We start from the raw sequence: 18083 nt of genomic DNA on the forward strand, positions 1-18083 counted from the left end.
CTTATTCCTTTTCCTTAAGAACGATCGTAACGTGTGATGTTCTCTTAAGGATTCTATATGCTCTGCCTTGTGCTCTTGGCATGATTCTCTTCATTATCGGTCCTGGACAAACATAGCACTCTGCAACGTAAAGGTTGTTCTTATCCATGTTATGGTTGTTCTCAGCGTTGTGAGCGGCGGACTTCAGAAGCTTCTCAAGATATTCACTTGCAGCCTTTGGTGTATGCTTTACTGTTGCCATTGCAACATCATAGTCTTTTCCTCTGATCAGATCGAGAACGATCTGTACCTTACGAGGAGCAATACGAGCATTTCTCAGAATTGCTTTTGCTTCCATTTGTATTCCTCCTTCCGCACTACTTACCGTTGTTTGAGGTCTTTGAACCTGCATGACCCTTGAATGTTCTTGTTGGAGCGAACTCTCCCAGCTTGTGACCAACCATGTCCTCTGTTACATATACAGGAACGTGCTTACGTCCGTCGTGAACTGCGAATGTGTGACCAACGAATTCAGGGAATATTGTAGAAGCTCTGCTCCATGTCTTGAGCACCTTCTTCTCGCCTGCATCGTTCATTGCCTTAACTCTCTTGTAAAGGACCTCCTGTACGTATGGTCCCTTCTTGACACTTCTACCCATTGATCATCTGCCTCCTTTCAGCATTACTTACCGTTTCTGCGTTTTACGATAAACTTATCGGAGCGATGATGCTTAGCACGGGTCTTGTATCCCATTGTAGGCTTACCCCAAGGTGTAACTGGAGTTGGTCTACCAACTGGAGCACGACCCTCACCACCACCGTGTGGGTGATCGCATGGGTTCATTACAGAACCTCTAACGGTAGGTCTCCAGCCCATATGACGCTTTCTACCTGCCTTACCGATATTTACGTTCTCATGGTCGATGTTTCCTACCTGACCGATTGTAGCCATGCAGTTTACAGGGACCTTTCTCATCTCGCCTGAAGGAAGTCTTACAAGTGCGTAGTTGTCTTCCTTACCCATGAGCTGAGCCATGTTTCCTGCTGAACGAACGAGCTGTGCGCCCTTACCAGGATAAAGCTCGATGTTGTGAATGAAAGTACCAACAGGAATGTTTATCATTGCAAGTGCATTACCAGGCTTGATGTCTGCGTCTGCGCCTGCTCTGATAACGTCACCGACCTTAAGACCATAAGGTGCGATGATGTATCTCTTCTCGCCGTCCTCATACTCTACAAGAGCAATGAATGCTGAACGGTTTGGATCGTACTCGATAGTAAGAACTGTTGCGTTCATATCGAGTTTGTTTCTCTTAAAATCAATTACACGGTATTTTCTTCTTACTCCGCCGCCTCTGTGACGAACAGTGATTCTACCGTAGCTGTTTCTACCTGAGTTCTTCTTGAGTGGCTCAAGCAGAGACTTACATGGAGCAACCTTTGAAAGCTCGGAATAATCGGTAACTGTCATACCTCTTCTGCCGGCTGTTGTAGGCTTGTAGCTCTTTATTGCCATTTGAAATTCACTCCTTATCTGAGTTTTGCGAAAAGGTCAAAGCGTTTTCACGCCAAGCGCCCTTCCATACTTACGTCCTGCGGTGAAATGATGAGCGGTCCTCGCCGCCTCGCAAGACCTTTCCGAAGGCTTCTCGGTATTCATGAAGTTCTTCGGAGCAATGCAGCCTTACGCTGCACCTCTTTTAGAGGATTTAGAACAAGCCCTCGAAGAATTCGATTGTCTTGTCACCCTCAAGAGTAACGATCGCTTTTTTCCAGTCTGGTCTGTAGCCTACGCTTCTTCCCATTCTCTTCTGCTTACCCTTAACGCTGATCGTGTTTACCTTAGCTACCTTTACGTTGAAAAGCTCTTCAACTGCCTTAGCGATCTCGATCTTGTTAGCGTCCTTAGCGACCTTGAAAGTGTATCTGTTAGCCTGAAGTCTGTCCATAGAGTCTTCAGTGATAACTGGCTTTAAAATAATATCTTGAGCAGTTCTCATTATGCGTAAACCTCCTCAATCTTCTTTACAGCCTCTGAAGAAACGATAAACTTATCATAGTTCAGAATGTCGTAAACACTGAGAGTATTTACAGTAGCTGTCTTAACGCCAGGAATGTTGGCTGCACTCTTGACAACAGTCTTGTCAGACTCTGCTGTAACGATGAGAGCCTTACCCTCAGCACCAAGTGCCTTGAGCATCTCAACAACTGCCTTTGTCTTGTAGCTCTCGAGCTTGATTGAATCAACAACTACGAGATTCTCGTCAACGACCTTTGTTGAAAGTGCAGACTTCATACCGAGTCTTCTTTCCTTTTTATTAAGTGAATAGCTGTAATCTCTTGGCTTAGGACCGAGAGCAACACCACCGTGTACCCACTGTGGAGCTCTGATAGAACCCTGTCTTGCGTGACCTGTTCCCTTCTGTCTCCATGGCTTTCTACCACCGCCTCTTACTTCTGTTCTTGTAAGAGTTGACTGTGTGCCCTGTCTCTGGTTTGCAAGATAATTTACAACCATAGCGTGCATGATAGCCTTGTTTGGCTCGATACCGAAAATAGCATCGTTAAGCTCAGTGTCGGCAACCTTTTTGCCTGTCATATCAAATACTGAAATCTGTGACATTATGATTCCTCCTTCCACTAAGCCTTCTTAACGCAGTCGCAAATTGTAACTGTACCGTTCTTTGGTCCAGGAATTGCGCCCTTGATTGCGATAAGATTGTTTTCTGCGTCTACCTTGACGATCTCAAGATTCTGTACAGTTACCTTTACGTTACCGTACTGACCAGGCATACCCTTGCCCTTGAAGATTCTTGAAGGTGATGAACAAGCACCCATAGAACCTGCGTGTCTGTGTACAGGACCTGTACCGTGAGTTTCCTTAAGTCTTGAGTTGTTGTGACGCTTGATCGTACCGGAGAATCCGTGACCCTTGCTTGTACCGCTGACATCAACGATGTCGCCTGCAGCAAATGTGTCAGCCTTTACGATATCTCCAACATTAAGAGCTGATGTGTCAGCAAGTCTGAACTCCTTAAGAGTTCTCTTCATTGCAACGTCAGCCTTCTTGAAGTGACCCTGAAGAGGCTTGTTTACTCTCTTCGCTCTGATGTCGCCATAGCCAAGCTGAACAGCCTCATAGCCGTCATTCTCAACTGTCTTCTTCTGAACGACAACGCAAGGACCAGCTTCAACAACTGTTACAGGAATTACTTTTCCTGCTTCATCGAAAATCTGTGTCATACCGATTTTCTTACCGATGATTCCCTTTTGCATTATGTTTTCCTCCTATGTGGTTATTGGTCGGACTTGTCCGACGTGACCTGCGTGTTAAATGTTTTTTGAGATCGCACGCGATCTCATTTGGAGATTACTTGATCTCCATAACAATGTTAACGCCTGCAGGAAGTTCAAGATTTTCAAGAGCTGCTGTTGTTTCCTTTGTAGGTCTCAGAACGTCGATAAGTCTCTTGTGAGTTCTCATCTCGAACTGCTCACGGCTATCCTTGTACTTGTGTACAGCTCTGAGGATCGTGATTACCTCTTTGTCTGTAGGAAGTGGGATAGGACCTGAAACCTGTGCGCCTGAACGCTTAACAGCCTCAACGATCTTTGCTGCAGCTGCGTCTACAACCGCATGCTCGTAACCCTTGATCTTGATTCTGATCTTTTCATTGACTGCCACTTAAATCGCCTCCTTGTGCAAATTAAAAAAGTTTAGGGGGCAGCTTTCTTTCACTCAAGCCTCAGTCAATTGCGTAAATGATCGAGGCGTGCCGATCGCTTACGCAATTGACAGGTTCGAGCTTTAAAAGCTTTCTGTTGATACCCGTTTACACTCTGCCGTGTGTTCCCTGCCGTTCTCATAAAAAATTCCGAAACCCACAAGGCTTTCGGACTCAGAAAACAGCGCACACAGCATCACACATACTCACGCTAAAGCAGACCTTGTCCGCCATCGCAAGAAGCATAAGCACATACTGTGTTCGGTATTAACAGTCGCCCGGTTTAAAATCGGACATACTCCACGGAAATTACCTGACCAACTGTCAGCAACCTTCCGCTTCATCGCATATCATCATCGTGTACATTAAATACACTGTGCAGTCACGCAAGTATTATTATACACTACTTTCAAGCCATTTGCAAGCGGTTACAGACAAATTACAATATAGAATTTTTATCTATTTTCATTTATCATTTTATACACATTGCACAATTTTCATTTGACGTATCATTTGCCGCTACATTTTATTCATATCCTCTGCAAACGCAGTTTTATTCAGCCAAATGCACCTAAAGAGCAGCATTATGAACTGACCCGCTGTCATTCAGCTTTTCAAAATAATCTTTAGCCTTATTAGTATTTTCCGCCATTAGCTCTTTTATGTGGATCTGTGTATCGACCGCCTCGTCTGAGATCTCCTTGGGAACAGTTTGCTTTATTGATGCCGTATAACCTGCACCGTCCCTCGGCTGCCAACTGTCTGTCATTGCCCACTCGCCATTCTCTTTTTGGAAATCTATCATTCTGCACATTGACGAGCCGCTGACATTCTCGGTGTATGAATATCTGTATCGTTCGCACAGACTCATTACATACACCTTGCAATGGGTATCGTCCACATTCTGCACGCCTAGGAGATAGTGGCTTTCCGCTAAGCAGTCATATTTATCGAAGTCATTTTTCTCTTTACCATACTCAACATTTATCACAGCATCTGATATTGCCTCATCTGTTAGCCCTTCGGGTAGGGCGTGAACGACCTTGGCATCACAGCCCTTATAAATATAGTGTCCTCCAATTCCATGGGTTCTGTAATAAAACAGCACGAACTTTGCCCCTAAAACTATGAACAGCGCCGTTATCAACGCAAGAAATATTATAAGCTTTACATACACCTTCTTTTTCGGTTCTTCATAAGCTGCGTTTGTTTCTTTATTTGCATCGTTCATATTAAGCACCCCTTTCTGTTGTCTGTATCTTCTGATCTCTTCTTACAGTAATATAATAACAAAAATCTGCACCAAATGCAAGCATTTGTAATTTTGCTAAGATGATTTTAAGATTTATCATAACAATGCACAAATTTGCACTTCCGATTTTATTCACTTATGCAAGATGTGGAAACGCCTGACATTCGGGCAAAGACAAAAACAGAGCGGTACTATCTGCACCGCTCTGTTCGCTATATTATAATGTATTACTGCTTAACGTTTCCCATAATGATACCACGTCCGTCAGTGCCTACATAAACTCTGCCGTATACCTTAGGGTCGCCGCTGATTATCTTTCTAACGTTGCCCCACTTCTGTGTGTCATCATTGATACGCTTCCATGTTACTCCCTTGTCGGCTGACATATAAATGCCGTAGCCGTCGCCGTTTGCCTCGCCCATCATGTAGAGTGCCATGTAGTCGCCGTCCTTTACAGCCTTACCAAGACCGATAGCGTCACACTGTGTAACGTCCTGAGATGTAGATGCAAGCGTGCCTGTTGCAGTATCCAGATAATAAACGCCACCTGCGCCAACTGATATCCAAAGGTCGCCCTCTGTATCAGGACAAGCTTTTATTGATGTTGCTGAAACCAGCATATTTGCGATAGGACTGAAAGTCTTGCCGCCGTCTGTACTCATATAGAACGTTCCGTCATATGAGCCGTAGAACTTATCAGGATTTACCTTATCTGTTTCAATAACTGCACCGGCAGGAAGTCCCTCGCAGGTTGTCCATGTTTTGCCAAAGTCGCTTGTTACTGCCGCAGCAACGCCTGTTGTGCCGCTCTGATAGAAAATGGTCTTGCCGTCAGCGGAAAGCTTAGCTGTGCCGCCTGCTTTCTTCTCAACACCCTCAGGAAGAGTTTCCACTGCCTGCCAGGTTTCGGCTGCGTCTGTTGAATAGTAAACTGAGCCGTCGCCGTCGTTAGTTGCTCTTACCACTATCTTATAATCCTGCGCCGCACAGTCGATAGATGTCGCCTTGAAGTCGCCATAATGCTCCTGCGGAGCTTTTGTTACATCATCATGGCGGAAGCCGTAAAGGTCGCCCATTGTGGAATAAAGCTCAGGAGTACCCTCGCCATTATCGAGAGGTGAAACGAAGTCAAAGATAGCCGTCATTTCAACGCCCATTGCCTTTACGCTTATGTCAACAGGCTCGTCCTTTATCTTTGAAAGATTTGATGTGCCGAAGATAGTTGCACCTGTTGTGTAAAGAACCTCATCTGGGTTGAACGGGTTGATAGCAACGCCTGTCATCCACCAGCCCGGCTTGAGCTGTCCCTGCCAATCCAGCCAAGGAGCATTGCTTATATCAAGATCAAAGTTGTTTACCGTCTTGCCATTCTCGTCACAGCTCCAAATGCCGTTCCAAGTTTCGCCTCCGTCATAGGAAACGAAAAGGTTGTCGAAATATGCCCAAAGGTCAAGAGTTGTGCATACTATCATGTTAGGGTCGTTAGGGTTTACTGAGATACCATTGTAACCGCAAGTATAAGATCTCTCAGGAGTTATCTCTGTCCACTCGCCTGTTTTAAGGTTATACTTCTGAACTGCTCCGTCAGAAGCACCGTTTGGTCCTACCTTATAAGACCATGTTGAATAGAGATATCCGTCAGAAGATATCTCTCCCTGACAAGGCTTGAGCTTCTCGGTCTTGTCGCCTGTAGCTTCAGACTTTGGATTAGGGATAGCTGTCCAGGTTTCGCCTGCGTCATCGGAACGATAGAGGTAATCCCCTTGTGTTCCTGCTGAGCCAACGATTATTGTCTTTGTTGCCTGACCCTTTTCAGAGCTTGACTTATCGAACGCCACGAATGTAAGTCCGATAGAATATCCGTCCTCAGTATATCCGCCCTTTGTAGGGAATGAAGTGACCTCGTTCCATGTTGCACCGTAGTCTGTAGACTTCCAAAGTCCGTCAGCTCTTGAGCCGAAGTAAAGTATAGAGTTATCGTTAGGGTCTACCTGAAGTCTTTCACCGCAGCCTCTTCCGACCTCGTTACCGCCCATGCCGAAAGGCATTTCGCAGATAGTCCAGTTCTTGCCGTAATCGTCAGAAGCAAATATTGCACCATTACTTGTGGAGTATGTACCAGCTGCCAGATAAACTCTGTTTGGCTCAACAGGGTCAGTTGCAAGGCTCTCTGTTCCGTTATAGTTCCAATCGTCGCCGCCAAAGCAATCTGTTATACACTCCCAGCGCTGAGTATCCTTATTATACTTATAAGCGCCGCCCATATCTGTTCTGGCGTAGATAAGCCCCTCCTCAGTAGGGTTATAGATGACGTCAGGGATAAAACCACCGTCAACTATCTCGACATTTCCCCACTCCCAGCCAGTGTCAACAGGCTGAGCGTTGTAATACTCCTTCTTAGCGTCGCCCTTGCTGTCAGAGCCGCTGGAGGAATCGTTCTTTTTTGAGCAGCCTGCGAAAGCTGTCACTGTAAGGGCGGCGGCGCAAGCCACTGCCATTAGCTTTTTTAACCTCATAAAAATTCTCCTTATAAGTTGTATTCGTTTACATCTCTGTGTTATTTAAAGGCGGAAGATCTCCGCCTTTAAAATTTGAACTTATTTCACAATTATTGTACTACAATATCTTCAAATTGTCAATAGTCTTTTGTGTATTTATCTAACCTTACCACAACTTTGATAAACGCTTTGCTCTTACACCTTTATAAAATGAAGTATCTTTGAGCAGAAGTCGCCGTAAAGTCCGTCGCCGTTCCACATCTTTGCGATATTGATGCCTGCATTCATAAGTGCCGCACCTGAAATCTTCTTGTCAGGCTCGTTCTCCTCATAATAGTAAGCGTCAGCTTCAAGACCTTTGAGCTTGATACGTCTTGATCTTTCGTTTGGTCTGCCAAGCACCTGAACGAATTCAAAGAGAGCTTCGCTCTTGTCCTTTGCAACGAACTCCCAAGCGTCCCAGGTGTTGTCCTCAAACATATTGCCTATTCTGTAGTGGTCGCCTGTTCTTACAAGCTTGTTGAACTTGTTGAACTCCTCTATCTGTGCAGGGATAGCGTCCCTGTCCTCCTGAGGTATCCTTGTTACGTCAAGCTCATAGCCGAACGTACCCACCATAGCAACGTGACCTCTTGTCTTAAAAGGAGTGTTTCTGCCAACAGTATGGTTAGGGCAATCGGAAACGTGCGCACCCATTGCCGAACATGGATAGCACATTGAAGTGCCATGCTGTATCTTCAGTCTTTCGATAGCGTCTGTATCGTCAGAACACCATATCTGTGGGCTGTAGTAAAGCATACCGGGGTCAAATCTTGCTCCACCGCCTGAGCAGTTCTCCAGCAGGATATGAGGATAATCTGTTGTAAGTCTGTCCATAAGGTCATAAACACCGAGAACATATCTGTGCCAAAGCTCTCTCTGTCTTTCAGCAGGCAGGGTAGCCGAGCCGACCTCTGTAAGCTGTCTGTTCATATCCCACTTGATGTACTCGATATTCGCACTGTCGAGAATCTTCTTCATCATGCCGTAAACATGATCTCTGACTTCTTTTCTTGAATAGTCAAGAACATACTGCTCTCTGCAAAGTGTCAGAGGTCTGCCCTTTATCTGGATAGCCCAGTCTGGGTGAGCCTTATAAAGTTCAGAGTCAGGGGATATCATTTCAGGCTCGAACCAAATGCCGAACTTCATGCCAAGCTTATTTACCTCGTCAACGAGATATTTAAGACCGCCCTTGAGCTTCTTCTCATAAACGAACCAATCGCCCAGTGATGAGTTATCAGAATCTCTATGACCGAACCAGCCGTCGTCCATAACAAGCATTTCTATGCCAAGCTTTGAAGCTTCCTTAGCGATATCTATAAGCTTGTCAGTATCGAAATTAAAGTAAGTAGCTTCCCAGTTGTTGATGAGTATCGGACGTCTTTTATCCTTATACTCGCCTCTGATAAGGTTGTTTCTATAGAGGTCATGGAAAGTTCTTGACATTTTGCCTATACCCTCGTCAGAGTGCACCATTACTACCTCAGGGCAGGTAAAGCTTTCGCCCTTTTCCAAAAGCCACTCGAAATCCAAAGGATTTATACCCATAATGAAACGAGTTTTCTTATGCTGAGTAACTTCAGCCTGAGCATAGAAGTTTCCAGAGTAAACAAAGTTGAAGCCGAACACCTCGCCCTTATCCTCGTCAGCGTTATTGTCGCAGAGGGCAACGAACGGATTGTTCTGATGTGATGATTCGCCCTTGCAGGAATCAACAAGCTGTTTAGCGTGGTGAAGTCTGCATCTTTCAACCGCTCTTTCTCTAGCCCAAGAGCCGTTGAGTGTAATCATATCCATTTTGTCTGTATCAAAATCAACGCAAGCTGAAAGGGCTCTTGTTATCTTAAAAGGCTTCTCGCCCTTGTTTGTGATGACCGCAGAACGTGTGATAACGTCAAGCTTATCGAAAGCTGTGTATATAAGAACGACTTCGATATCGGCATACTTATCATACATTGTTATCTCGAGAGTTGAACAACCGCTTTCCTCAGTAGCGAAAGTAGCAGGCAGACCCTCAAGCTTTGGTTTGCCCTCATACATTTTATGAGAAACATATCTCAGGTCACAGGTCGACATACCGTTTGCGTCCATTATCTTGAATGCAGACTCTCTGTAGTCGCCAAGACCGAAGCATGGATATTCAAAAGGCAGTGTATCCATAAAGCTTGCTCTGTCACGGTCATTAGTAGCAGGGGTAAAAGGGCTTTCGTCAAGACGTAGAAGATAAGTCAGATCCTCGTCAGGGACTTTATTTCCATAGTAAACGTGAGCGAGGTAGCCCTCCTCGCAGACCTTCATCATATAGTCTGTATTATTGGCTCTCAGCTTGAAAGCCTTATCTTTTTCGTTATAAAAGATATTGATAATTATCACTCCTTGCAAAAATCTGAACCTTACGGCTCAATTGATATTATAACACATAAAAAAAATAATGCAACAGGGTAAAACGATTACTTTGAAAATTATTTTGTTAATTTTTCTTGATAATGCAAATATTTGAACACAGGTGGTTCAAATTGTGGGAATATATAAAAAAGGGACTTATGCATTTAGCACAAGTCCCTCAAAAATTCAATATTTATCTGTTATCAGATTAGTTGCCGTATTTAGCAGTGCTGATCTTGATACCAGGGCCCATTGTAGAAGCTACAACTACGCTCTTAAGGTACTGACCCTTAGCAGCGGCTGGCTTAGCCTTTACAACAGCGTTGATAAGTGTGTTGAAGTTCTGCTCGAGCTTCTCAACACCGAATGAAGCCTTACCGATAGGGCAGTGAATGATGTTTGTCTTATCAAGACGATACTCGATCTTACCAGCCTTAGCCTCTGTAACAGCCTTAGCTACGTCAGGAGTAACAGTTCCTGCCTTTGGGTTTGGCATAAGTCCTCTAGGTCCGAGGATCTTACCAAGACGTCCTACAACACCCATCATGTCAGGTGAAGCAACTACAACGTCGAAATCCATCCAGTTTTCCTTTGTGATCTTCTCAACGAGATCCATGCCGCCAACATAGTCAGCGCCTGCTGCCTTAGCAGCCTCGTACTTGTCTTCCTTACAGAATACGCAAACTCTTACAGTCTTACCAGTTCCGTTTGGAAGTACAACAGCACCTCTTACCTGCTGATCAGCGTGTCTTGAGTCAACGCCCAGACGAATGTGAAGCTCGATAGTTTCATCGAACTTTGCCTTAGCACCCTTAGCTGCAAGTTCCAGAGCCTCAGGAGCGTCATATTGCTTAGCCTTGTCGATAGCCTTGAAGCTGTCAACATACTTCTTGCCATGTTTCATTAATATTTCCTCCTCATTAAGTGGTAATACCGACAGTGGATATCTAGTCGGTTAGCGGAAAATTCCTCCCACCATTGCCGTGCATGAATGCACAGTACGATTGATTAGTCCTCAACTACAACGCCCATTGAACGGCATGTACCAGCGATCATGCTCATAGCACTCTCGAGGTTTGCTGCGTTCAGGTCAGGCATCTTCTGCTCAGCGATCTTCTGAAGCTGCTCTTTTGTGATAGTTGCGACCTTAGTCTTGTTAGGAACACCGGAACCTGACTCGATCTTGCAAGCCTTCTTGATGAGAACTGCTGCCGGAGGAGTCTTGGTGATGAATGTGAATGATCTGTCTGCGTAAACTGTGATAACAACAGGGATGATAAGACCGATATCGTTCTTAGTTCTCTCGTTAAAATCCTTTGTGAACGCCATGATGTTTACACCGTGCTGACCAAGAGCTGGACCAACCGGTGGTGCAGGAGTTGCCTTTCCTGCTGGAATCTGAAGCTTAATATAGCCTACTACCTTCTGTGCCATTTGTTCGCACCTCCATAATTAAGTGGTAAGGCGAGCGTCATACGCTCTCCCACGTTTCCGGAAGCCGTATATCCGAACCGTCATTGACGGCTTTGCTTCCATTTTCACGAATGTTTGCGGAGTTTTACCGCCTTTTTCCTTATTCCTCAGACTTTATCTGTGTCAGCGGCATAGTAACAGTTGTTTCTCTGCCCAGCATAGATACTCTGACGTCTGCCGTCTGTGCTTCCATATCGAATTTCTCCACAACTCCTGTGAAGCCCTCGAATGAACCTGCTGTTACAACGACGTTGTCGCCTTCCTTGAAGCCGACCTGAACGTTAGCGCTTCTCTGTGTGTCAACACCCAGTGCTGCGACCTCTTTATCGGTCAGCGGAACAGGCTTTGACGCAGGACCAACGAAGCCCGTAACGCCTCTGGTATTTCTAACGATATACCATGAATCGTCTGTAAGCACCATTTTTACAAGCACATAGCTTGGAAAAAGCTTTCTGTCGCCCTTGTCGATCTTATTGCCCTTTACTTCGGTAACTTCCTCCATTGGGATCATTACCTCAGGGATGAGATCCTGAAGGTTTCGGTTTTCAACAACCTTTTCAATATTGCTTTTTACCTTATTCTCATAACCTGAATAAGTGTGAACAACATACCACTTTGCTTCTTCTGACATGTTTCTTACCTCCATATTGATGTTGTCAAAACCGTTGTGACGGCTTAGCCGCCGATTTTAAGGATAGCCTTGATAGCTGCACCCAGACCTGAATCAACGCCGAAAAGGAACAGAGCCATAACGACCATTACCGTGAGAACAACTCCCGTATTCTTAGTCACCTGCTGTCTTGTTGGCCAAACGACCTTTTTCATTTCAGCTTTAAGCTCTCTGAAATATTTTCTTATTCCGCCCTTCTTCTTCTGATCCTTGCCGGTATCCTTTTTTGAAGACTTAGTAACATCTGTTTTTTTAGCCATTAGAAATAGCTCCTTTCAATATTACTTAGTCTCTTTGTGAAGAGTGTGTTTCTTACAGAACTTGCAATACTTGTTCATTTCAAGTCTGTCAGGGTCATTCTTCTTGTTCTTCTTAGTGTTGTAGTTTCTCTGCTTACACTCAGTACAAGCAAGTGTAATTTTTACTCTCATTTCGGCACCTCCTGACGAAATTTATACCCCGCAAGAACATTCAGGGTACGTCTGCCTCCCTCATACGTTTTCACGCAAGCTGTCAAATCAGCCCTGAGGTAACTTATGCTTTTTCACGCTCAAAAAAAAGAGCGCAAAAAAATAGACCTCATAAAGAGGTACTACAATTATAACATCTGTGTTCTTCTTTGTCAATCATTTGTCAAAGAATTTTATTAATTTTTTGTAAACTTTTTCGTTTGTCGAGTGAGGAATGAGAAATGAGGAATGAGGAGTGAGGAGTGAGGAATTATGGTATCGCCTGTCGGCGATGATTTTTTTTGTAGGAGCGACCTTTGGTCGCCCACATGGTTTGTATAAATTCAAACCTTGCCGCTCCCAGAAACGGGCTGTCGAGGGCGCCAGCCCCTACAGCTTCTTCGGGCAAAATCGCTCTGCTCGGTGCTGGGGCACAACTATGGTCAGCGATGCCCATTCCTCATTCCTAATTCCTCATTCCTCATTAAAATACTTGTGCACAACTATGGTCAGCTATGCCAATTCCTCACTCCTCACTCCTCACTTAACAGGAAACTCCCCATTTTCAACGGTCGCATCAGCGATCTCTCTCATCTCGTCCCAGTCATGCGAGTAATGGTCATTCAAGCAAGCCACAGCAAAGAACCCTCCTGCTTTCGCTCCCTTTATGCCCTCGACTATATCCTCATAAACCACGCAAGCCTTCGATTCAAGCCCCAGTTTTTCAGCCGCCAGTTCATAAACGTCAGGAAAGCCCTTTCCCCTCTCCACCTGCTCTGTAGACACGAAGCAATCAAATTGATCCAAAATGCCGTTTCTCTTTAGCACCGGCTTATAAAGCTCCTCAGTTGAAGCGGTCGCCAATGCTATCTTCCTGCCCTGTTCCTTAAGCTTTCGCACATACTCCCCTGCGTTTCCGCAAAGCTCGATAACGTTCGTATACTCATACACCGCCATATCGAACCATTCTTTCATTATATCCTGAATGTTCTCACCCAGAGAAAATCTATCGTTTGTATAAACAGCCGCCTGCTCGAAATTCATTGCAGACACCTGCTTGAAATAGTCCTCAGGCACTTTTATCCCACGCTTGCCGAGAAATTCCTCATCTATCTTTGACCAAACGTGATTTGATCTTGTCAGAGTGCCGTCCAAGTCGAAAATGTGTCCCTTAAAATCTTTTATGTCCATTGTAATGTCCTTTCAGAAGTATTCATCAGAGAGCCTGAAGCCCTCGCCTATTATCTCGCTCACGTCACCCACAAGCACGAAAGCCTTTTCGTCAGTTTCCGCTGCTATCCTGCGGACGTCCGTTATCCTGCGTTTTCTCACTGCGCAAAGTATAAGATCTCTGTCCTCGCCCGTGTATCCCGTTCGGGCTTTTATGACCGTACACCCCAAGTTGCCCTCATTAAGAAGCCTATGGAGTATTTTATCTGCGGCTGGGCTTATTATCAGCGCAAGCTTTCCTCTGTCGCCGCCGTAGAGTATCATATCCAGTGTTTTTGAGAACACCCACAGTGTAAAGAACGAATACAGTGCGTTGTCGATACTGCCGAAAACAAAACCGCTGAGCACACATATCACACCGTCTGCAAGCATAAAGATCTGCCCTGCCGCCATGTAGGGCTTTTTCCTTTTGATAAGCTTTGCGGCGATATCAGTTCCGCCTGTTGTTCCCCCTGAACGAAAAACTATCCCACAGCCTGCGCCCAACAGAATACCGCCTGCTATTGCGCTGAGAAAAATATCATTTGTGAGTGGTGTAAAAAGCGTACACATATCCGCAGTCAGACCCGAAACTGCAATAGCTACAACAGTTCCCAAAAGGAAACGCCAGCCGAACACATAAAGGCTAACCGCCAACAAAGGAAGATTTATCGCCATTGTAAGCGAGCCGACACCAAGAGGCAGAAATCTTGACAACATGACAGCAAGCCCCGAAGCACCTCCGGGTGCTATCTCATTAGGGCTTAAAACCAGTCCCACGCTCACGCCATATATGACCGCACCGAGAAGCAAGAGAGGATAGTCAACTCTGCCCTTTGCGGACTTTTTTGTCGAAAACAATTTATTCAGAAGTATCATAAAAGCCCTCCAAGCTATGCAAAAGCAAAGATAGGCTTATTTTTCCCCTGATACCTCGTAAAATACATCAGAGCAATGGTGCAATAGTTCTGAGAATGACCGACATGAACCTTGACCAGAAGCTGCGGTTATTTATATCGTCATGTGTTATCCTATGACAGCGGTTTTCAAACATATCGTCAAAGTCCGCTTTTATATCCTTTATACAACTTGTTTTGTACATATAAGTTGCACACTCAAAATGGAGATACAAGCTTCTGTAATCGAGATTTATCGTGCCCACCACGGCCGACTTATCGTCTGACAGGAACATTTTGGCGTGGTTGAAACCGCCTTTATACTCATACACTTTTACGCCAAGCGTTTCAAGATCTCTGTAGAAAGACCTTGTTATAACGCTCACATACCATTTATCAGGTATCTCAGGAGTGATTATCCTAACATCAACACCGCTTTTTGCCGCATAGCCCAGGACGGTGAGCATTTCGTTGTCAGGAATAAGATACGGGGTAGAGATATAGATATAATCCTTGGCATTATTTATCATATCCATATAGACAAGCTCGCCCACATTCTCGTCATCGAGAGGGGAGTCGCCGTAGGGGATAACATAGCCGTTGTTCACAACGTTTTTTACAGTTGGGCGGTACATATTATACTCAGTTTTATCCCCTGAAATCACCTCCCACATTTGCAGAAACATCATAGTGAAGTTCCAAACGCCGTCGCCCTTTAGCATAACGGCGGTATCTTTCCAATGACCGAAACGCTCCTTGAGGTTTATATACTCGTCGGCGATATTAACACCGCCGTTGAAAGCCACGTTGCCGTCTACAACAAGAATTTTTCTATGGTCACGATTATTCTGTATAGTAGAAAGCATAGGACGGAAAGGATTGAAAACAAGGCATTTTACCCCTTGGTCGGTAAGCTTTTTCTTATATCTGAAAGGCAAAGTGAACTGAGAGCCCATGCCGTCATAAAGAAGTCTTACCTCCACGCCAGCCTTAGCTTTTTCAAGAAGTATCTTAACTATCTCACGCCACATTTCTCCGTCGTCGATAATAAAATACTCCATAAAGATAAACTCCTGAGCTTTCTGAAGCTCCTCAAGCATAGCCTTATACTTATCTTCGCCAAGGGGAAAATAAGTGACCTCCGTATTACCGCAGACAGGGTAGCCCCCCGACTTATCCACATAGTTTGCAAGCTTATAAAAATCAGGCTCACTTTCATGGAGATAGCTCATTATCTGTTTATTTGTTTTAAGAAAAGGTCTTGTATTGGCGGATTTCTTAGCATAAAGGTTTCTGACCTTTCTTGTTGAAAACTGATTTTTGAGTAATATATAAAGCACCACCGTAAAGATAGGCACGATAACAAGGGGTACTATCCACGCCAATTTATAGGCAGGGTTCTCGCTGCTGTTAAGGATATAGATAGCAAGCACGATAGCCACAGTAGAAAAAACGATATGCAGATAGGCATAATGCACAGCGAAGCTTTGGAAGATGATAAAAATGAAAATAAGCTGCAATGCAAGAAGCAGGATAATAGTGGTTTTCTGTGAGAATATCATATTTATAAGTTTTTTCGGTTTTTTCTTTTGTATTTTTTCGCTTATCTTTTCTGCCACATTATCCGCCTGCCTTTCTGAAAATAGTGATACATAATTAATTATAACATTTATTTTTGATTTTTGCAATACGCAAAAATGCAGTTAATCCGCCCTGATTTCACGAATTTCTGTGACAATGACACAACTTTTGTTATCTTATTGTTGACAACAATTTGCAAAACAACGCACGAACAATGTAGGGGCGAACAGCGTTCGCCCGTTTAGTTCACCCACATGGTTTATGGAAACTCAAACCTCGCAACTCCCCGAAGCGGGACGTCGAGGGCGCCGTCCCCTACAATTGCGCTATGGGATAGAAACAAAGCGGTGCAGAGTTTTTGCTCCGACACCGCTTTGTTTTGTTCTTTACTTTTATATGCTTTTTAACTTTTTTCTGCACCGCTTGTAGGCTTACGCCTATTGAGGCTCTGCCTCAAGCTCTGACAGGGCTTTGCCCTGTACCCACAAGGGGTTTCACCCCTTGACCCTGACCAGGGGCGTGCCCCTGGACCTTTTGCTCGCTACGCTCAGTTCTGAATTTTACTTCATGCTTGGTCTTTACTCTGGTCAGCTATGCCCATTCCTCATTCCTCACTCCTCACTTAATGCGTTCTACAATATACTCCTCTCCGCTCACTGCTCTATGCAAAGCGTCAGGAAGCCCTTCTTCCTGCCAGGTGAGATCAGCCCTATCAAACACTCCGCCGTCGTCCCACAAGAACGCCGGTATCCCAATGTCATGTGTGAGCTTCGTAAAGTACTCGTCAAAGAACACTCTGTCCACCTCGTCATTGCCCTTACAATTTCCATACTCTCCCACAATAACCGGTATGCCATTATCCACAAACGTGGTTTTAAGCTTATTCACGTTATTGACCATTGTTTTTATCTCAGGCTCAGTTCCCCAGTTATACTGATTTGTGCAAACACAGAACTCCCAAGGCGTATAATAATGCACCGAAACTATGCACCTATTTTCAGGGTCGTCAGGCATTTTGAAAAGCTTTGAGCAAGTCTTTTCCACGTCCGTCCAATAGCCTGCTATCAAAAGATGTCTTTTCGGATTGTTTCCTCCCTGTTTCCTTATAAGGTCAACAAAGTCCTGATTTATCTTGTTGAGCAGTTCGTAAGCCTGATTTGTTCCCATATCGTCAAAGCCCACCTCATTCATGGACTCGAAAATAAGCTTATCAGAATAGTTCTCAAACCTCTTTGCTATCTGCGTCCAGATCTTGTTATACTTTTTTGAAAAGTTTTCGTAATCAGACTCGGCTTCCGTTCTTATCCATGCACCGAAGTCAGGGTCACCGCCACCGTCATGATGAACGTTTATGATAACATAGAAATCTCTGTCATAAGCATAATCAACGACTTCTTCAACTCTGTTCATCCAGTCCTCGCCTATGGTGCAATCGTCAGACAGGTGGTCACGCCATGTGATAGGTATTCTCACTGCGTTGAAGCCGTCCTTTTTGAGCTGGTCGAAAATTTCGGGAGTAGTTTTCACATTTCCCCACAGGGTTTCGTCAACTTTCTCTGAATTTTCGTCCACCTGACCGTCACCGTCACGGTCGGCATTACACACGTCAAGGGAGTTTCCCAAATTCCAGCACAAATTCATTTCTTTCACAAGGTCCATAGAAGAAATATCACGCATCTCGCCTTTTTCCGTAACGAGGGAGCTTCCGACATTTTCAGCCTTTGAAGAGCTGTCTGTATTTCCGCAGGAAGCAAACACTCCCGCCGCCATTACAACGGCAGAAGCCGCCGCAAATATTCTTTTCATTTTTATCATAGATATCACCTTTCCGCTATCTGCCATACAAGTTTATATTTTCATATAATATCAAGTATACAAAGACATCTTCCACTTATGTATCTTTACACAAGTCATTATAGCACCA

Annotated in this window: 19 protein-coding genes; all 19 read right to left on the reverse strand. The window is 44.6% G+C overall.

Annotation, left to right across the window (positions count from 1 at the left end):
- Position 1: 1 nt before the first annotated feature.
- Positions 2–337, reverse strand: coding sequence for a 50S ribosomal protein L22 (gene rplV / locus DW938_RS02030; protein ID WP_022286993.1), 336 nt, complete (start codon positions 335–337; stop codon positions 2–4).
- Positions 338–356: 19 nt separating this feature from the next.
- On the reverse strand, positions 357–638 hold the full coding sequence (rpsS, locus tag DW938_RS02035) for a 30S ribosomal protein S19 (protein WP_022286994.1): 282 nt from the start codon (positions 636–638) through the stop codon (positions 357–359).
- A gap of 23 nt (positions 639–661) precedes the next feature.
- A complete protein-coding gene (rplB, locus tag DW938_RS02040) occupies positions 662–1495 on the reverse strand; it encodes a 50S ribosomal protein L2 (protein WP_022286995.1) in 834 nt (277 codons plus the stop codon).
- Between the two features lie 193 nt (positions 1496–1688).
- Positions 1689–1979 (reverse strand): 50S ribosomal protein L23, encoded by a 291-nt coding sequence (rplW, locus tag DW938_RS02045; protein ID WP_038672640.1) that lies wholly within the window; start codon positions 1977–1979, stop codon positions 1689–1691.
- Positions 1979–2602 carry a 50S ribosomal protein L4 gene (gene rplD / locus DW938_RS02050; protein WP_038672642.1) on the reverse strand — a complete coding sequence of 208 codons (624 nt, stop codon included), beginning with the start codon at positions 2600–2602 and terminating at the stop codon, positions 1979–1981. Before rplD ends, rplW begins: the two co-directional genes overlap by 1 nt.
- Before the next feature lie 17 nt (positions 2603–2619).
- Positions 2620–3255, reverse strand: a complete 636-nt coding sequence (rplC, locus tag DW938_RS02055) for a 50S ribosomal protein L3 (protein WP_022286998.1) — start codon at positions 3253–3255, stop codon at positions 2620–2622.
- Between the two features lie 94 nt (positions 3256–3349).
- The gene (gene rpsJ, locus DW938_RS02060; protein WP_022286999.1) at positions 3350–3664 is read right to left on the reverse strand and encodes a 30S ribosomal protein S10; all 315 of its coding nucleotides are present in this window, start codon (positions 3662–3664) and stop codon (positions 3350–3352) included.
- 611 nt (positions 3665–4275) lie between these two features.
- Complete coding sequence (locus DW938_RS02065) at positions 4276–4935, reverse strand: hypothetical protein (RefSeq protein ID WP_118123747.1); 660 nt, start codon at positions 4933–4935, stop codon at positions 4276–4278.
- 248 nt (positions 4936–5183) lie between these two features.
- Positions 5184–7472 (reverse strand): cellulose-binding protein, encoded by a 2289-nt coding sequence (locus tag DW938_RS02070; RefSeq protein ID WP_118123748.1) that lies wholly within the window; start codon positions 7470–7472, stop codon positions 5184–5186.
- Between the two features lie 177 nt (positions 7473–7649).
- Positions 7650–9860: an alpha-galactosidase gene (locus tag DW938_RS02075; protein ID WP_118123868.1), complete on the reverse strand. Its 2211-nt coding sequence runs from the start codon at positions 9858–9860 to the stop codon at positions 7650–7652.
- A gap of 229 nt (positions 9861–10089) precedes the next feature.
- Positions 10090–10785 carry a 50S ribosomal protein L1 gene (gene rplA, locus DW938_RS02080; RefSeq protein WP_022287003.1) on the reverse strand — a complete coding sequence of 232 codons (696 nt, stop codon included), beginning with the start codon at positions 10783–10785 and terminating at the stop codon, positions 10090–10092.
- 104 nt (positions 10786–10889) lie between these two features.
- Positions 10890–11315, reverse strand: a complete 426-nt coding sequence (gene rplK, locus DW938_RS02085; RefSeq protein WP_117877709.1) for a 50S ribosomal protein L11 — start codon at positions 11313–11315, stop codon at positions 10890–10892.
- A gap of 139 nt (positions 11316–11454) precedes the next feature.
- Positions 11455–11985, reverse strand: coding sequence for a transcription termination/antitermination protein NusG (nusG, locus tag DW938_RS02090; RefSeq protein ID WP_038672647.1), 531 nt, complete (start codon positions 11983–11985; stop codon positions 11455–11457).
- Positions 11986–12029: 44 nt separating this feature from the next.
- Positions 12030–12284 (reverse strand): preprotein translocase subunit SecE, encoded by a 255-nt coding sequence (secE, locus tag DW938_RS02095; RefSeq protein ID WP_117877710.1) that lies wholly within the window; start codon positions 12282–12284, stop codon positions 12030–12032.
- Between the two features lie 21 nt (positions 12285–12305).
- Positions 12306–12455, reverse strand: a complete 150-nt coding sequence (gene rpmG / locus DW938_RS02100; RefSeq protein WP_002848320.1) for a 50S ribosomal protein L33 — start codon at positions 12453–12455, stop codon at positions 12306–12308.
- Positions 12456–13013: 558 nt separating this feature from the next.
- On the reverse strand, positions 13014–13664 hold the full coding sequence (locus DW938_RS02110; protein WP_118123750.1) for an HAD family phosphatase: 651 nt from the start codon (positions 13662–13664) through the stop codon (positions 13014–13016).
- A gap of 12 nt (positions 13665–13676) precedes the next feature.
- Entirely contained in the window at positions 13677–14561 is an 885-nt protein-coding gene (locus tag DW938_RS02115) for a YitT family protein (protein WP_117938219.1), read from the reverse strand.
- Between the two features lie 67 nt (positions 14562–14628).
- Positions 14629–16197: a cardiolipin synthase gene (gene cls / locus DW938_RS02120; protein ID WP_242989163.1), complete on the reverse strand. Its 1569-nt coding sequence runs from the start codon at positions 16195–16197 to the stop codon at positions 14629–14631.
- A 580-nt stretch (positions 16198–16777) separates the two neighbouring features.
- Positions 16778–17974 carry a glycoside hydrolase family 5 protein gene (locus DW938_RS02125; RefSeq protein WP_181984348.1) on the reverse strand — a complete coding sequence of 399 codons (1197 nt, stop codon included), beginning with the start codon at positions 17972–17974 and terminating at the stop codon, positions 16778–16780.
- Between the last annotated feature and the right edge of the window lie 109 nt (positions 17975–18083).

Origin of the sequence: Ruminococcus sp. AM43-6, assembly GCF_003461785.1 — a bacterium.
Lineage (GTDB): Bacteria > Bacillota > Clostridia > Oscillospirales > Ruminococcaceae > Hominimerdicola > Hominimerdicola aceti.